This window comes from Campylobacter sp. CNRCH_2013_0898h (assembly GCF_025772965.1).
GTDB lineage: Bacteria > Campylobacterota > Campylobacteria > Campylobacterales > Campylobacteraceae > Campylobacter_D > Campylobacter_D lari_D.
In genome coordinates this window covers 17,754-33,770 of the sequence record NZ_JAKMTD010000002.1, presented here as the reverse complement: position 1 = coordinate 33,770, position 16,017 = coordinate 17,754, and the positions used below count along the sequence as shown (strand labels likewise).

The 16,017-nt window shown below is 29.4% G+C and carries 15 protein-coding genes; 9 read left to right on the top strand and 6 right to left on the bottom strand.

Annotated elements, in window-relative coordinates:
• Positions 1-4: 4 nt before the first annotated feature.
• On the bottom strand, positions 5-1,306 hold the full coding sequence (locus tag L8X50_RS01215; protein ID WP_263659273.1) for an MFS transporter: 1,302 nt from the start codon (positions 1,304-1,306) through the stop codon (positions 5-7).
• Positions 1,307-1,382: 76 nt separating this feature from the next.
• Between L8X50_RS01215 and L8X50_RS01210 the strand changes: the two genes are divergently transcribed.
• On the top strand, positions 1,383-2,000 hold the full coding sequence (locus L8X50_RS01210; protein ID WP_263660182.1) for a non-canonical purine NTP pyrophosphatase: 618 nt from the start codon (positions 1,383-1,385) through the stop codon (positions 1,998-2,000).
• A 61-nt stretch (positions 2,001-2,061) separates the two neighbouring features.
• Here L8X50_RS01210 and L8X50_RS01205 read toward each other — a convergent pair whose 3' ends face one another.
• The 3 genes from L8X50_RS01205 to L8X50_RS01195 are packed head-to-tail and all read right to left on the bottom strand — an operon-like array spanning position 2,062 to position 5,756.
• Positions 2,062-4,491: an efflux RND transporter permease subunit gene (locus L8X50_RS01205; protein WP_263660181.1), complete on the bottom strand. Its 2,430-nt coding sequence runs from the start codon at positions 4,489-4,491 to the stop codon at positions 2,062-2,064.
• Positions 4,491-5,060, bottom strand: coding sequence for an ABC transporter substrate-binding protein (locus tag L8X50_RS01200; protein ID WP_047208573.1), 570 nt, complete (start codon positions 5,058-5,060; stop codon positions 4,491-4,493). Before L8X50_RS01200 ends, L8X50_RS01205 begins: the two co-directional genes overlap by 1 nt.
• Before the next feature lie 9 nt (positions 5,061-5,069).
• Positions 5,070-5,756 carry a VacJ family lipoprotein gene (locus tag L8X50_RS01195; protein ID WP_263660180.1) on the bottom strand — a complete coding sequence of 229 codons (687 nt, stop codon included), beginning with the start codon at positions 5,754-5,756 and terminating at the stop codon, positions 5,070-5,072.
• Positions 5,757-5,975: 219 nt separating this feature from the next.
• On the opposite strand from L8X50_RS01195, the gene modA reads away from it, so the two are divergent.
• From modA to L8X50_RS01175, 4 genes are all read left to right on the top strand, one after another.
• Positions 5,976-6,722, top strand: a complete 747-nt coding sequence (gene modA, locus L8X50_RS01190; RefSeq protein WP_263660179.1) for a molybdate ABC transporter substrate-binding protein — start codon at positions 5,976-5,978, stop codon at positions 6,720-6,722.
• The gene (locus L8X50_RS01185) at positions 6,719-7,108 is read left to right on the top strand and encodes a hypothetical protein (RefSeq protein WP_263660178.1); all 390 of its coding nucleotides are present in this window, start codon (positions 6,719-6,721) and stop codon (positions 7,106-7,108) included. Before modA ends, L8X50_RS01185 begins: the two co-directional genes overlap by 4 nt.
• Positions 7,102-7,956 (top strand): ABC transporter ATP-binding protein, encoded by an 855-nt coding sequence (locus L8X50_RS01180; protein ID WP_263660177.1) that lies wholly within the window; start codon positions 7,102-7,104, stop codon positions 7,954-7,956. Before L8X50_RS01185 ends, L8X50_RS01180 begins: the two co-directional genes overlap by 7 nt.
• A gap of 191 nt (positions 7,957-8,147) precedes the next feature.
• A complete protein-coding gene (locus tag L8X50_RS01175) occupies positions 8,148-8,462 on the top strand; it encodes a DMT family transporter (protein ID WP_263660176.1) in 315 nt (104 codons plus the stop codon).
• Positions 8,463-8,472: 10 nt separating this feature from the next.
• On the opposite strand, the gene L8X50_RS01170 is transcribed toward L8X50_RS01175, so the two are convergent.
• Positions 8,473-10,125 (bottom strand): 4Fe-4S dicluster domain-containing protein, encoded by a 1,653-nt coding sequence (locus tag L8X50_RS01170; protein ID WP_263660175.1) that lies wholly within the window; start codon positions 10,123-10,125, stop codon positions 8,473-8,475.
• Between the two features lie 89 nt (positions 10,126-10,214).
• On the opposite strand from L8X50_RS01170, the gene selA reads away from it, so the two are divergent.
• The 4 genes from selA to L8X50_RS01150 are packed head-to-tail and all read left to right on the top strand — an operon-like array spanning position 10,215 to position 14,625.
• A complete protein-coding gene (gene selA / locus L8X50_RS01165; RefSeq protein ID WP_263660174.1) occupies positions 10,215-11,546 on the top strand; it encodes an L-seryl-tRNA(Sec) selenium transferase in 1,332 nt (443 codons plus the stop codon).
• A complete protein-coding gene (selB, locus tag L8X50_RS01160; protein WP_263660173.1) occupies positions 11,539-13,344 on the top strand; it encodes a selenocysteine-specific translation elongation factor in 1,806 nt (601 codons plus the stop codon). Before selA ends, selB begins: the two co-directional genes overlap by 8 nt.
• A gap of 53 nt (positions 13,345-13,397) precedes the next feature.
• Complete coding sequence (locus L8X50_RS01155) at positions 13,398-14,111, top strand: thioredoxin fold domain-containing protein (RefSeq protein WP_220566922.1); 714 nt, start codon at positions 13,398-13,400, stop codon at positions 14,109-14,111.
• On the top strand, positions 14,098-14,625 hold the full coding sequence (locus L8X50_RS01150) for a hypothetical protein (protein WP_133319770.1): 528 nt from the start codon (positions 14,098-14,100) through the stop codon (positions 14,623-14,625). Before L8X50_RS01155 ends, L8X50_RS01150 begins: the two co-directional genes overlap by 14 nt.
• Positions 14,626-14,647: 22 nt before the next feature.
• Here the strand turns inward: L8X50_RS01150 and gdhA are convergent, their stop codons facing one another.
• Positions 14,648-16,015 carry an NADP-specific glutamate dehydrogenase gene (gene gdhA, locus L8X50_RS01145; protein WP_220566920.1) on the bottom strand — a complete coding sequence of 456 codons (1,368 nt, stop codon included), beginning with the start codon at positions 16,013-16,015 and terminating at the stop codon, positions 14,648-14,650.
• Positions 16,016-16,017 lie beyond the last annotated feature (2 nt).

The window sequence follows — 16,017 nt, the reverse complement described above, 5'->3', positions numbered from 1 at the left end:
GCGATTATTTTTCAATAATCGCTAAAATTTCTTCTTCGCTTGTAAGTTTTTTATTGTATTTAATCACTAAAAATTTAGAGTTTTTATACACATCTAAAACTCCATTTATGCCTTTAATCATATTTAAATCATGTTTTGTTTCTAAAGATAAATAGACATTTTTAAAATCTGCCGGACTTTGTAAAAACAAAAGCAATACAAACCAAATTACAGACAAAGCTATCAAAATAAAAGCAAGAGCAACTAAACTAAAATGGTGTAAAAAATACCCTCCAACGACACCACCTAAAAAGCTTCCAAAATAGCCAAAAGCATTAAACACACCCAAAGCTGCGCCTTTTTCATTTACCTTAGCAAATTTACTTGCACAGCTTTGCATAATAGGCTCATGTAAATTAAATCCTATAAAAAACACTACAACACCCACCATAAACACTAAAGCATTATGCGAAAAAGCAAATATAATATAAGCAATGATAAAAAACGCCACACCTAAAAGCAATATCTCTTTACTTAAGCCTCTTTTTTCTCCCAAAGATCCTGATAAACCCATAGCTAAAAACCCAAGCACCATAGAGCTAACATAAACATGCCATAAATTCTCACTCGGGTAATTAAACTCATGTACTAAAACCAAAGGAATACTTAAAAACGCAATACTCATAAGCATTTTTTGCATACAATTAGTAAGATTCATCAAAGCTAAGTTTTTTTCTTTTAAAAGTTTTTTTAATGGGGTTTTAGTATTTTCATGTACTATTGTATGCTCTTTTGGCACAACGCTAAATAAAAGCACGATACAAATTAGACTTAAAATGGCACTTAAATCAAACAAACTAGAAAGTCCGAATTTAGCACTCATTAAAGGAGAAAGCACTAAAGAAGCTGCAAAAGAAAGTCCTATAAATGAACCCATGATAGCCATGGCCTTACCACGATTTTCTTCATTGATAAAATCACTTATCATAGCAGTAGCTACTGCTCCTATGGCTCCTGCTCCTTGTAAAAGCCTTCCAAACATCATCGTATAAATATCATCAGCATATGAACATACCAAAGAACCTATGATAAACACCACAAGTCCTATTAGCATAGTTTTTTTACGCCCTATTTTATCTGAAATGATTCCAAAAGGAACTTGCAATGCCATTTGAGTTAGAGCATACACACCTACTAAAAGTCCTACTAAAAACTCATTGGCTCCTTTTAAATTTAAAGCATATAAACTTAAAACCGGCAAAACTATAAATAATCCGAAAAATCTAGTTCCTACAATAAAAGACAAAGGTAAAACGGTTTTTAACATCTTTTCTCCTTATAAAGGATAATTTTACTATGATTTTGATAAACTTTTTTTAAAGTCAAAACAAAAAGAGTAATTTATGAAGAAAAAATTAAAAATCATTCTAGCAACTTCTAACGCACACAAAGTAGAAGAAATCAAAAAATTTTTAACTACTTATGAAATTTATGCCTTAAATGAAATCATCACTCCTTTTGAAATCATCGAAGATGGCATAAGTTTTAAAGAAAATGCTTTGATAAAATCTAAAGCTATTTTTAATGCTTTAGGCAAAAAACAAAATGAATTTATCACCTTAAGCGATGATAGTGGTATAAGCGTAGAGGCTTTAGACAATGCGCCAGGGATTTTTTCTGCAAGATACTCTCAAGAAGGCACTGATGAGGCCAATAGAAACAAGCTCATCCAAGCTTTACATGAAAAAAATCTACATCAAAGCAAAGCTTTTTACACTGCAGCCATAGCCATAAGCTCAAAATATGGACATTTTAGCACGCATGGATATATGCATGGCCTTGCTATTGACACTCCAAGGGGTAATAATGGCTTTGGATATGATCCTTTATTTATCCCAAAAGGTTTTGATAAAACCTTAGGTGAATTAGATGAGCAAGTAAAATTAAAAATTTCACACCGCTCACAAGCGCTAATGTTTGCTACTTATATCTTAAGGGTATTAGAAAAAATGGAGTATTAATGAAACAATTTATAAAATATATGCTTATTGCTTTTGGTGTTTATGTGATTTGGATTTTACTTTATTTTAATTTTGTTTTAAAATAATGATAAGTTAAAATAAAACTTGGTAATAAAAAAAGCGAACCAAACAAAAGCAAACTCATAGCCAAAACCGTAAGCAAGCCAAAATAAATCGTCGGGATAAAATTACTGCTAATCATTACTAAAAAACCTAGAATAATCGTAACACTAGTATAATAAATCGCACTTCCTATACCTATATGCGAAGCTTTTATGGCCTCTTCTAAGCTTTTATGTTTTAATTCTTCTTTAAAACGATGAATATAATGAATCATATCATCAACCCCTATTCCTATACAAATAGCAGCTATGGTAATACTCATAATATCAAGTGGTATATTTAAAACACCCATTAAGCCAAACACTAAAGCTAAAGGTATAAGATTGGCCAAAATTGCCACAAAAGCATAAACAAAACTTCTAAAAATCACCACAAACAAAGCAAAAATCACAAGCACCACAAAGGCTAAAGTGTCAAATTGTGATGAAAAAAGACTTTGAAGCATATTATTATACAAAGGCATAATACCACTGATTTTAACCTCTACATTATCATTTTGCAAAAGCTCATTTAAGTCTTTTTCAAGCTGTTTTAAAAAAGCATCGCGTCTTAAATTTGGATCACTATCTAGCATACGCACGCTAAATCGCAACTCATTATTTTCTACACTAACAAAAGGGGTTAAAACTTGCTTTTTAAAATTCTCATCTAAATTTTCATATAAAAACGCTAGAGCAAAATCATCTAAAGTCTTACCATCATTAATGCTTTTTCCAAGCTCTAGCAAACTTTGCAAGCTAAGCACAGAACCTACATATTTTTGCTTACTTAAAAACTCATGAACCTTAGCAGCTATTCTTGTTTTTTCACTACTAAAAAAATACCTATCATCTTTGGATAAATCATCAAATTCTTGTTCAAACTCATCTAAGCTTTCATTTTGTTTTGGATTTTGCTTAAATTTGACAATCACATCTAAAGGCATAGTTCCACCTAGCTCTTTATCTATAATCAACAAACCTTGTTTAATCCTAGAGCTATCTTTAAAATAACTCACAAAACTATTTTCTACTTTAATTTGCAAAATTCCATACAAAGCAAAAGCCACACAAAATAAACTTATACCATAGATAAATTTTCTATGTTTTAAACTTACATTTGCACAAAAACTTAAAAATTTCAACGAATTTTGATTAAGCTCTTTAAAATTTAAACGCGGCATTAATACTAAAATACTTGCAAAATAAATATAAGCTAAAATCAAACTCACACTGATGCCAAGGCTCATCATAATACCAAGTTTAATAATAGGCTCAATATCTGAAAAAACAAAACTTAAAAACCCAACAACCGTGGTTAAAATAGCAAAAAAACTAGGACTTGCTTTATCAAGTAAGGTTGAGAGCAAAAGCTTATAAACGCTAGCTTTTGGGTGTTTGTGTAAATTTTCTATAAAATGCACGATTAAGTGTATCACAACAGAAACAGTGATAATGAGTACCAAAGCTACATAGTTTGAAGACACCACAGTAATATCAAAGCCCAAAAGCACGAAAATCCCGCTTGAAGTAAAAAGTGAAACCACACAAATTCCCAAAGCCAAAAACACTAAACGCAAAGAGCCAAAAAACCACCAAAGTGCTATAAATAAAAGTCCTATTAAACTAAGTCCATAAATTTTTAAATCACTTTTTACATAATTAATCATATCATTAGCGATCATTTCAACACCACCAAGGTGTAAAAAGTCTCCATTTTGACTATACTTAGATACTATTTTAGTAATTTCTTCTAATCTTTTTGCACTAAATTCCCTTGAGCTTTCTTGGTGCTTTTTAATCAAGGCTCTAAAATGCTCTTTTTCATTTTCATTTTGCGCATTATCCCTTGAATTAATCAAGTCATTATAAACAAGATCAGGTGCTAGATAAATCAAAATTCCCGTTGTTTTTCCATCTTTTGAGATGATATTATTTTTATAAAAGGGTTGATTTAAAATTTCTTTTTTAGCTAGATTAATATCCACATCTTGACTAAAAATATTAGGTATATTTTGGATAAGCTCTTTTAATTCTTTACCTTTAGAACTTGCAAGTAAAGGCGCATTAGTGATAGAAAATACCTTTTGCACTCCATTGATTTTTTCTAAATCAAGAGTTAAGTTTTTAATAGTTTCTAAATTTTCTTTAGCAAAAATATCTTTATCTTTAGGAGCAAAAGCAAGCATTAAAAAATTATCATTACCATAGCGTGCTGAAACTTCTCTATATAGTTTCAAACCCTCATCATGCTCTAAAAGCAAGCTTTCAGCACTTGCATCAACACTTAAATTTTTAGCAAAAAAACTAAAAAATACACAAAAGATTAAAGTAATCCCCAAAGTTAGCTTTGGGAAATTAAGAAAGATTTTTAAAATTTTACTTAGCATTATTTAGAAAAATCAACACTAGAAAGCTTTTCAAGCAAGGTTTTAAAATCGCCATTTTGCAAGACATCTTTAAATTGTGAGCGATATGTTTGTATGATACTTATACCAAAAATATCTACATCATAAATTTGCCAATCATTATTTTTATCATAAAATTTAAAAATTACAAAATTTTCTTTGCCATCTACTATCATAGAAGTTTTCAAAAAAGCTCTTTTGTTTTTTTCTTCTAAATTAATCACTTTTAATTTTTGAGAATCATACAAAGCAAGCTTATCTGTGAAACTTTTTTTAAGGTTTTTTTCAAAAGCTTTGTTAAATTCATTTTTTTCATTTTCACTTAATTTTTCATATCTTGTAGAAAGACTAAGTTTGGCCATAAGCTCATAATCAAAAACACCATCAAATAAAGCAAAGATTTTTTCCGCCGCTTTAGCTTTATCATTTTTATTTTGATCTAAAATTTTTAAGCTCTCATCAATTTTTTCTTGCATAGTTTTAGAAATATCTTGCAAATTTAAAGCGAATGCAAATACTACACTAAAAAGCAAAACTATGATTTTTTTCATTTTATCTCCTTATTTGATGAGTTCTTGGCGTCTTTGTTCATACGCATCGCGTATAAAAGTATAATAATCTACACTATTTTGGTAAATATCATCTATTTTTTCATACTCAAAACTTAATTCATTTAATTTTAATGCAGCATTTACGCCTGCTCCAATCCAAAAATTCTCAATATATCCCTCAGGCACCATAAACCAATTTACAGGCAAAGCTAAAGCATCTCTTACATTATAAGGACCTAAAAGTGGAAGCACTAGGTGTGGTCCACTACCTACTCCCCATTTGCCCAAAGTTGTTCCAAAATCAGCCTCGTAACTTTTTAAAGGAGTTTTGCTCGCACTATCTAACAAACCAAATCCAAAAATCACATTCACACAAAATCTTCCAAATTCCTCGCCAGCTTTTCTAAATTCTAAACTTAAAAGGTGATTGATAAATCTAAAAGGCGATCTTGTGGTATCAAAAGCATTTTTTACTCCTGTTCTTATAAAACTTGGAGTAACACTTTTGTAAGAAAGTGCAACCGGTCTTAAAAAATAAGTATAAAGATCATAATTAAATTTACTCATAGCTTTATTATAGGTATAAAAGCTATCTTTGACTTCTTTTTTTTGATATTCTTGTTCAAAATCTTCAAAGTCATTGGCTAAAATCAAAGTATTAAAAAATAAACACAAACTTAGTATATATTTTAACAAGTTTTTCCTTTTAAAATTTCACAAATTGAAACCTTAAATTATACAAAAATTAAAATAAATTTTTACATTAAAATACTTTTAAAATATTCTTTAAAAAGATTAAAAATTTTTATTTACCTATAAAATAAGTCTTAGAAAATATGCAAAAAATACAAATTTATTTTTGCTTTTAAAAATAAGCTATAATTTTTTCAAAATTTACTACTAAAAGGACAAAAAATGAAAAAAATTTTCACCCTGCTTTTTTTGTGTATTTTTGGCTATGGTGCTGATGTAAATATCGCTGCAGCTGCAAATGTAGCTTATGCTTTTAAAGCCTTGCAAAAAGAATTTCAAAAAGAGAACCCTGATATTAGTATCAATGTAAGCTTAGGCGCTAGTGGAAATTTAGTCTCACAAATCAAAAATGGAGCGCCATTTGATATATTTATGGCTGCAAATATGAAATTTGCACAAAGCTTGTATGATGATAATTTTGCTAGTACAAAACCTGTTATTTATGCTCAAGGAGCTTTAGCTTTACTCAGTGTTAGAATGGATTTAAGCAAAGGATTAGACACACTTAAAGAAGAAAAAGTAAAAATCATCACTATAGCTAATCCCAAAGCTGCTCCTTATGGTCAAGCTAGTATAGAAACTTTACAAAATGCTAAAATTTATGAGCAAACAAAAGCTAAAATCATCGAAGCAAAATCCATAGGAGAAGCACTTACTCAAACACTAAAAGCAGCCGATGTGGGTTTTATAGCAGCAAGTGCTTTGTATGAAGATACGCTAAAATCTTATAAACTCCAAGAAGGAAAAAATTATATTTTAATCAATCCAAAGCTTTATGAGCCAATCAATCAAGGTATTATCATCACTTCTTATGGTAAAGATAATGCCAAAGCTAAGAAATTTTATGATTTTATTTTAAGTAAAAAGGCTAAGGAAATTTTCAAAGCTTATGGCTATAATATCCCATGATTAAAGCTAAAATAAATACTATAAAAAATCATGAAAATATAAACTGGGTAGAATTTCTTATAAATAAACATAAATTATATATGCTTGCTTTAGAACTTGATGAAAAAGCAAGCATTGATCAAGAAGTGTTACTTGCTTTTAAAAGTAGCGAATGCCTGCTTAGTAAAAAAAATTTAGAAAACTCATTTTTAAATACTTTTTATGCAAAAATCATTGATATTTTCCAAGGACAAATCATCACTATCATAAGATTAGAAAATGAAATTTGCACTTTCGAAGCTCAAATTAGCACTCATGAGTTTTTAGAGCAAGACTATCAAAAAAATGATTTTGTATTTGCTTATGTACATCCTAGCGCTTTATTTATCAAAGAGTATTTATGCTAAAACTTGACTTTGAAAAAATCTTTAAAAATAAAGAAAAAGAATTTAAACTTAAGGTTAAATTTGAAGTTAAAGAAGGAGAATTTTGTGCTATTTTTGGAAAAAGTGGCAGCGGTAAAACTACGCTTTTAAGAATTTTAGCAGGTTTTGAAAAAGCACGAGGAATTTGCACTTTTAATGATACTATATTTTTTGATGATAAAAACTTTCTAAGCCCACAAAAAAGAAAACTTGGCTTTGTTTTTCAAGATTATGCTTTATTTGAAAATATGAATGTAGAGCAAAACTTACTTTTTGCCAAAAAAGATCTAAAATTTGCTAATGAACTTTTAGAACTTTTAGATTTAAGTAAACACAAAAAAAGTCATATTTTAGAACTGAGCGGGGGACAAAAACAACGCGTAGCTTTAGCAAGAGCCATTATGCAAAAACCCAAACTTTTACTTTTAGATGAACCATTTAGTGCCCTAGATAATGAGATAAAACTACACTTGCATGATTATCTTTTAAATATACATAAAACTTATAAAATCACTACTATTTTAATTAGCCATGATGTAAGTGAAGTTTATAAACTAGCCAATAAAGTCATCATTTTAGAAAATGGAGCCATTATCAAAGAAGGCTCGCCTAATGAAGTTTTTTTAAAAACACAAGGCTCACAAAAATTTGCTATAAAAGCACGCATTTTAAAACTACAAAAACAAGATAGTATATTTATAGCCATACTTGCCATAGGTAATCAAATCAGTCAAGTAGCGCTAAGCCCTTTAGAAGCTAAAGATTTTAAAGAAAATGATGAAGTGCTTTTGAGCCAAAAAGCTTTTGCGCTAAATTTAACTAAGATATAAAAAACAATGTTAAAATAAGATAAATTATTACAAGGTTATAAATGACTTATGGATTTTTTATCTTAAAATTTTATACTAGCTTATGGACAAAATGGAAGATAAAAACTGCATATGGTTATTTTTTCTACGCCATAGCCCCGCCTTTTATCCTTTTGTAATTTCATTTTTAAATTAATTTAAAAGGATATAAAATGCATTGGTTAATATTAGCAATTAGTATAGTTTTTGAAGTGATTGCAACAAGCTCGATGAAGTATGCAAGCATAAGTAAAAATAATCTTTATTTAATCGTTTTTGCGGTGTTTTTTTCATTTTCTTTAGCAGGTTTATTTTATGCTTTGAAAAAAATTGATTTAAGCATAGCTTATGCAACTTGGGCAGGTTGTGGTTTGGCACTTGTTAGCGTGGTGGGATTTTTAATCTTTAAAGAAGCAATAACCATTAATAAAATTATTTTTATTATTTTAATCATCACTGGAGTGGTGGGATTAAAACTTAGTGCTTAAGCCTTTTAGCTTAAAGCACATTCATACTTTGTATCATTACTTTTGCTTTACATTCAGCACAGCAATATAGTGTTTTTATCTTAGCTTCATCGCCCATAAATCTTGGTTTCATAATGCTAGCGATTTTCTCAATAGCCTTTTTAGTAGCAAATTCTTTCCCACACTCTACACAAGCAAAAAGTTCATCTTGAGCTAAAACCATAAAAGAAAAATACTCTTTTTCTAAATCTATCCCACTTCTTTGAAGCATTAAAGTATCTTTTTCAGCACAACTTGCCTCACAATATCCACAGGTAGTACATAAGCTTGCATTAAATTTCAAAGAATTATCCTTAGCATCAGCTACTAAAGCTCCTACATTACAAGCTCCCACACAAGAAAGACATAAGGTACAGGTATCTGTATTGATAGTGATTTTTCCATAGCGTATCCATTCTTTGCTTGGGATATTGCCTAAATTTTCTTCTTTTATAAGCTCTCTTAATCTTATAGCAAAATCTTCTCTTTTTAAAAGTGCAGGATTATAAGAAATAAATTTGAGATTTTCTATAAAATGAGCTTGATTTATAGCCTCTAAAAGTTCTTTTTCATCTTTAGCTAGAAAAATTGCATTTTGTTTAAATTTTCTTTGAAAAATTTCATTCATCAAAGCTATCACTTCTAAAGCACCTTGCGATAAGCCATCACTATAAAAAATCACACTCGCACCACTTGTTTGAAGCATAGCTAAAAAATGCGCTTGATCAAGATAGTTTTCGCCTTTAATCATAAAAGGCATTACATCTTCTTTTAAAGCGATATTTAAATTTTCTATAGACATTTTCTCAGGGATTATTAAAATGATTTTATCTTCATAAAATTTTAAAATTTCATAAAAGCTATTGCGTGGCATAGGTGCATAATCAAGCGCCCCGCTAGGACAAATCCCCACACAATCACCACAGCTTAAACAATCCACATGAGAAAATTCTAATTTTCTTTGTTCATCATCTTTTAAAATAGCCACACTAGTACAAATTTCGGCACATTTTCCACAATGCACACTTCTTCTTTCATGGTATTGACAAATACTATCATCATAACTAATATAATTTCTAAATTTATATTTTGGAGAATTAGAATTTAAAAGTTTTATAAGTTCTTCTTGACTTAAGGTAGTTAAATCATAACAACCACTTTGTTGATCAAAACTTTCTTTTTTTACATCATATAAGAAAAAATCACAATCAATTTCTACTTGCTCATTATCTTTTAAAGCTATCACACAAAGCTCGCCCACGCAACCTAAAACACCCAAACATTGCTCATTGCTTAGTTTTAAAACCTTGTATTCTTGTTTTTTTAAACTTTCAATAAGCTCATTTTGATCCTCATTGCTTACAATAATTACATTTTTACCCACTTCTTTTGTATATTCTAAGTCAAGTCCTAAATCATAAACTTTAGATCTAATCTTATATAAAGACTCAATAGTTTTAGCTTTTTTTAGCACATCATCTTGTGAGTTTTTAAGGTAAAAATTAATCTCAGGTGCATAAACTTCAGGGTTTAAAAGCTTTGAATTTCCTATAAAAACTTCTTCATCACAGGTTTTTTGAACTATGCTAATATCATCGCTTAGGGGAATTAAATCTTCATTTTCTAAAAATACAAAATCTCTCATAACACTCTCTTTTAAATTTTTTAATCTTAATTATATAAATTTCATTATAAAAAAGTTATAATTTTACTAATTTATTCTTAAGGTTTAAGATGAACAAATTTAGAAATTTTCCACCCATAAACACGCTTATAAACGATGAAAACTTGGCTAATTATCCTTTGTATTTAAGATCTCATTTTGCAAAAATAGTTGTTTCAAATTGTAAAAAAGAACTAAGTAAAAATGAAAATTTAAATTTTAGCTTGCAAGATTTGCTAAGTAAAATTGCTCAAAACATTGATGAGTTTTTAAATATGCAAAGTCAAAGTTTGATCAATGCTAGTGGAGTTATCATACACACTAATCTTGGTCGTAGCATTATTGATGAGAGTATTTTTGAAAGAACTAAAGAAATCATCTGCTCTTATTCAAATTTAGAGTTTAACATGCAAAGCGGTAAAAGAGGCTCAAGGTATGACGCACTTAGTGCGAATTTAAAAATATTATTTGATTGTGAAGATTGCTTGGTTGTTAATAACAACGCCTCAGCTGTATTTTTGATCTTAAACACCTTAGCAAAAAATGAAGAAGTTATTACTTCAAGAAGTGAGTTAGTTGAGATTGGGGGAAATTTTAGAATTCCTGAAGTTATGCTAGCAGCTGGGGTTAAACTAAAAGAAATAGGCACGACTAATAAAACTCATCTGTATGATTATGAAAAAGCTATCAATGAAAATACTAAGATGATTTTAAAAACTCATCGTTCTAATTTTGCTTTTAAAGGATTTTTTGAAGAAGTAAGCTTAAGCGAAATTCATGCTTTGGCAAAAAAGAAAAAACTCATATCTTATTATGATTTGGGTGCTGGCTGGTGTGAAAAGATTAATAAACAACTTAGCAAAAACGAGCCAAGCGTGAAAGATCTTTTAAAACATTGTGATATTTTAAGTTTTAGTGGAGATAAACTTTTTGGCTCTACTCAAGCAGGCATTATACTTGGAAAGAAAAAATACATTCAACAATTAAAGAAAAATCAACTTCTAAGAATGCTAAGGGTTGATAAAATCACTCTAGCTTTTTTAAATGAAACTACCAAAGCATACTTAGAAAAAGAATATGAAAAAATTCCTACACTAAAACTTTTAAATGATGATTTAAAAACCGTAGAAAAAAAGGCACTTTTTGTCAAAGAAAAAATTCCTACAAAATGTGAGTTAAAAACTTCTAAAAGTTTAGTAGGCGGTGGCTCTATGCCTGATAAAAGCTTAGATACTTTTGTACTAAGTTTTGATGAGAAAGCCTTGCTTTTACAAGAAAAATTTAGAAAAAAAGGTGTGATTGGCCGTATTGAAAATGGGCATTTTGTGCTAGATTTTAGAAGTATTTTAGAAAAAGATTTAAACAAAATAATAAGCATTATTAAAGAGGTATTTCATGCATAGTATTATCATAGGCACTGCTGGGCATATTGACCATGGTAAAACTTCGCTTATTAAAGCTTTAAATGGTTTTGAGGGTGATGATTTAAAAGAAGAGCAAGAAAAAGGCATTACGATTAATCTTAGCTTTTCAAATTTAAAAAGTGAAAATTTAAACATTGCTTTTATTGATGTGCCTGGGCATGAAAGTTTGATTAAAACTATGATAAGTGGTGCTTTTGGCTTTAGAGTATGTATGTTTGTCATAGATATAAACGAGGGTTTAAAGGCTCAAAGTATAGAGCATTTAAGGGTTTTGGAATTTTTAGGCGTAAAAGATGTGGTGCTTATTTTGAGTAAGGTTGATTTATGCAAGGATTTAACGCAAAAGCAAACAGAGCTTTTAAAAGAATTAAAAGCCTTTAAAATCAATATCTTAAAAGTTTTTCCAACAAGCATTTATGATGAGCAAAGTATATTAAATTTAAAAAACTATCTACTTAGTTTAAAGCCTAAAGAAAATGATGAAAATTTGATTTTTAGATACTACATTGATAGAGTTTTTTCTCTAAAAGGTATAGGAACGGTAGTAACAGGAAGCTTAAATGAAGGAAAAATCAGCAAAAATGAAAAAATCTTTTGCCTTGAAAATCAAAAAGATATCATTGTAAAAAACATACAAATTCATGAAGAAAATGTTTTAGAAGCAAAAGCTTATAATAGAGTTGCTTTGAGTTTAAATTGTGATTATCATGAGTTAAAAAAAGGCTATATATTAAGTAAAAAAGGTGTTTTTAAAAGCTTTAAAAGTATCGATGGGGTTGTTTTTAATGCAGAGATTAAACACGGAAGTATTTTAGAATTTTGCAGCGGCTCAAAAAAGCTTAATGCAAAAATTAGTGTAATCAAAGAATTTGAAGATAAAACTTATATTAACTTAGAATTTGATAAAAACTTACCTTTGTGTTTTGATGATAAATTCATCTTGCTTGAAAATGGGCGTATTAAAAGCGGTGGTGTGGTACTTAATGCGGTAAGTGAGCCTTTAAAAAAAGATATAAAAGCTAAGTATTTAGCACTTTTAGAACAAAAAGATTTAAAAAAGGTATTTGAGTTTTTAAAACAAACTCACAAACTTGGCTTTGGATTACTTTCAAGCTATCAACGCTTTAAACTCACTCATGAGCAAGCCCTAAACCTAGCAAAAAGCTTAAATCATGTTTTTGTCGATAAGCAAGCTTTAAATGTATATGATTTAAATGCTATGCAAACTTTGAAAGAATTTATTGATTTTATTTTCTCTAAAAATCCTTATGCTTTAATCTCGCCTCATTCTATCGCCTTAAGGCTTAGCTGGGCAAGTGAGAGCTTTTGCGCTTATACACTCAAGCAAATGCAAGAAAAATTAGATTTTAAAGATGGCATATGGTTTTTAAAAGGACAAGATTTTGAAAAATTACAAGAAAAGGCTCATTGTGAGCTTTATGAAATTTTAAAAAAAGAAGGTATAAAACCTACTGCACCTTATAATCTTTATGAATATTTAGAGCTTGATAGGAAAAATGGGGATCTTATCTTAAAAAAACTCACCAAAGAAAATAAAGTCAAAAGATTAGCACATAATCTTTTTATAGAAAAAAATACTCTTGAAAATCTCATGCAAGAGTTTTTAAAACTTTTGCAAAATCATCATTTAGATGTAGCTTTTGTTAAAAATCATTTTCAAATTTCAAGAAAATATGCCATAGCTTATTTAGAATATCTTGATAAAAACTATCCTCAAGTTAAAAAAATAGAGGAAAAAAGAATATTAAAAATCTAAGTGTTAAAGATTACATTTTATAATGTGCAAAAATTTTAAAACAAAGGAAAATGATGAAAAAATCTTTAGCTCTCTTAACCCTTGCTAGCTCTTTATTTGCTGCAAGCAATGAAGAAATTATTAATTTTTTTAAGAAAAATCCAAATTTATCAAATGCAAACATTAGTGTTTCTAGTAGAGAAAAAATTCCTGATACTAACTTTGAAGCTGTGATAGTTAATTTTGAAATTAGTGGTAAAAATTTCCAAGAAATCGTTTTCACTCAAGATAATATCATCACAACTGAAGTAATTGATGTAAAAAAAGGTGAATTTTACTCTCAAGTTTATCAAGCAAAACTCATGGAAAAACAACAAGCTGAATTTTCAAAAAAAGCTCTAGTTGAACTTAAAAAAGAAAAAATGTTTATTTCTTTAGGCGATAAAAACAAACCTTTACTTTATGTTTTTAGCGATCCTGAATGTCCATATTGTAGAATGCATTTAGATAAAATAGAAGAAACACTAAAAACCCATCAAGTGAAATTTATCTTAACCCCTATCCATGATACTAGTGCTTTTGAAAAATCTGCATTAATTTACAAAGAAAGTAAAAATGCTAAAGATGATGCACAAAAAATCGCTATCATGAAAAAATATTATGATAAAAATTTAAAAGATTATAAAAAACCTAGTGAAGCTGAGGTTAAAGCAGTAAGAGAAACTTTCGCAAAATACTCTAAACTTGGTCTTCGTGCTGTGCCAACTATAATCGATGCTCAAAAATAATTTTTTCTTGCTTGTGTTTGCACTATTTTTAAGTGCTTGCACAGGCCCTATGCAAACTTTTATCCAAACAAATAATGAAGGTATTTTCCTGCATGCTAATAAAAATCAAAGTTTTTCTTTACACATCAATAATCCTTCAAAATTAAACACAAATTTAGAAGCCAAGCTCGCTCAAAAATTACAAAATTTAGGATTAGTTTTAAATAATGTTCAAAGTGATTATAAAATTTATATCAATATAGTAGATTTTAAGAAATTTTCTTACGCACAAAGATTACGCGCTTCTAATGCGAGATTTTTTTATAATGATTTTGATAAAATAGATGATGTTTTTGAAATGGAAGTAGAAAATTACTATCTTTTGCAAGTTAATTTACAAATTAGCTCCAAAAACTCTACTCAAAGCACCTCGCTTTTAGCAAGAACTGCTTATCTTGGCAATATAGACAGAGCCAAAGAGTCTTTAGAAGAAAAAATCGCCAATCAAATAACAAGCTTTTTTTATATACACTAAAGATGGCATTTAAGCCATCTTTTTAAATATAACCATGATCAATCATCGCATCAGCTACTTTTTTAAAGCCTGCTATGTTTGAACCTACTACTAAATTTCCTTCATGATTATAAGCTTTTGCACACTCGTATGAATTTTCAAAAATATTTTTCATAATCTTATGTAATTTTGCATCAACTTCCTCAAAGCTCCATTGACACATACTTGCATTTTGTTGCATTTCAAGTTGAGAAGTCGCTACACCACCTGCATTAGCAGCCTTAGCTGGCGCAAATAAAAAGTCTTTTTGATTTAACATAAAATCGATCGCTTCAAGTGTGCTTGGCATATTAGCTCCCTCTGCTACCATACGACAACCATTGTGATATAAGGTTTTAATATCTTCTAAATTTAATTCATTTTGCGTAGCACTTGGAAAAGCTATATCACAAGGTATACTCCATACTCCATTACAACCTTGTTTATACGCACTTTTTGGAGTAAAAATAGCACCTTTTTTAAGCATTGCATAATCACTCACTCTAGCTCTTTTTACTTCCTTAATTTCTTTTAATAAATCCAAATCTACCCCATCTTTATCATAAACAAATCCATCGCTATCGCTTATTGTGATTGCTTTTGCACCAAGTTGATGTAATTTTTCTATGGTATAAATTGCCACATTTCCACTACCTGAAACTACACACTCTTTTCCTTCTAATGCATTGTTGTATTTTGCTAGCATTTCTTGAGTAAAATACACGCAGCCATACCCTGTTGCTTCTGTTCTTACTAAACTTCCACCCCATGGAATTTTCTTTCCCGTTAAAGTTCCATCAAAATTAGAGCTAATTTTCTTATAAGCTCCAAACATATATCCAATTTCTCTAGCGCCAACCCCTATATCGCCTGCTGGCACATCAGTGCTTGCACCTATGATTTTTGAAAGCTCGGCCATAAAAGCTTGACAAAAACGCATAATTTCTGCTTCGCTTTTACCTTTAGGGTCAAAATTTGCTCCTCCTTTAGCTCCCCCTATCATTAAACCTGTTAGAGAGTTTTTGAAAATTTGTTCAAAACCTAAAAATTTCAAAACATCTAAATCTACACTAGGATGAAATCTGATCCCACCTTTATAAGGTCCTAAACTAGAATTAAACTGTACTCTATAACCAAAATGCGTTTGAGCTTTACCTGCATCATCAATATATACTACTCTAAAAATAGTCGTTTTTTCAGGCATAACAATACGCTCTAATATAGCATGATCTTGATAAGTTTTGTTAGATTCAAGTAAAGGTTCTAAAGAATTTAACACCTCAGTTGCTGCTTGAAAAAAGATAGGTTGTCTTGGGGAAGTTGCTTGAATTTTTTCTAAGGTTTCATTGATATATTGTTTAGCTATACTCATAA

Excerpts from the sequence above, each read along its gene's own strand:
- L8X50_RS01215 (WP_263659273.1), bottom strand. The coding sequence starts at position 1,306 with ATGTTAAAAACCGTTTTACCTTTGTCTTTTATTGTAGGAACTAGATTT.
- L8X50_RS01210 (WP_263660182.1), top strand. The coding sequence starts at position 1,383 with ATGAAGAAAAAATTAAAAATCATTCTAGCAACTTCTAACGCACACAAA.
- gdhA (WP_220566920.1), bottom strand. The coding sequence starts at position 16,015 with ATGAGTATAGCTAAACAATATATCAATGAAACCTTAGAAAAAATTCAA.
- L8X50_RS01155 (WP_220566922.1), top strand. The coding sequence starts at position 13,398 with ATGAAAAAATCTTTAGCTCTCTTAACCCTTGCTAGCTCTTTATTTGCT.
- selA (WP_263660174.1), top strand. The coding sequence starts at position 10,215 with ATGAACAAATTTAGAAATTTTCCACCCATAAACACGCTTATAAACGAT.
- L8X50_RS01185 (WP_263660178.1), top strand. The coding sequence starts at position 6,719 with ATGATTAAAGCTAAAATAAATACTATAAAAAATCATGAAAATATAAAC.
- L8X50_RS01200 (WP_047208573.1), bottom strand. The coding sequence starts at position 5,060 with ATGAAAAAAATCATAGTTTTGCTTTTTAGTGTAGTATTTGCATTCGCT.
- modA (WP_263660179.1), top strand. The coding sequence starts at position 5,976 with ATGAAAAAAATTTTCACCCTGCTTTTTTTGTGTATTTTTGGCTATGGT.
- L8X50_RS01205 (WP_263660181.1), bottom strand. The coding sequence starts at position 4,491 with ATGCTAAGTAAAATTTTAAAAATCTTTCTTAATTTCCCAAAGCTAACT.
- L8X50_RS01175 (WP_263660176.1), top strand. The coding sequence starts at position 8,148 with ATGCATTGGTTAATATTAGCAATTAGTATAGTTTTTGAAGTGATTGCA.
- L8X50_RS01150 (WP_133319770.1), top strand. The coding sequence starts at position 14,098 with ATGCTCAAAAATAATTTTTTCTTGCTTGTGTTTGCACTATTTTTAAGT.
- L8X50_RS01180 (WP_263660177.1), top strand. The coding sequence starts at position 7,102 with ATGCTAAAACTTGACTTTGAAAAAATCTTTAAAAATAAAGAAAAAGAA.
- selB (WP_263660173.1), top strand. The coding sequence starts at position 11,539 with ATGCATAGTATTATCATAGGCACTGCTGGGCATATTGACCATGGTAAA.
- L8X50_RS01170 (WP_263660175.1), bottom strand. The coding sequence starts at position 10,125 with ATGAGAGATTTTGTATTTTTAGAAAATGAAGATTTAATTCCCCTAAGC.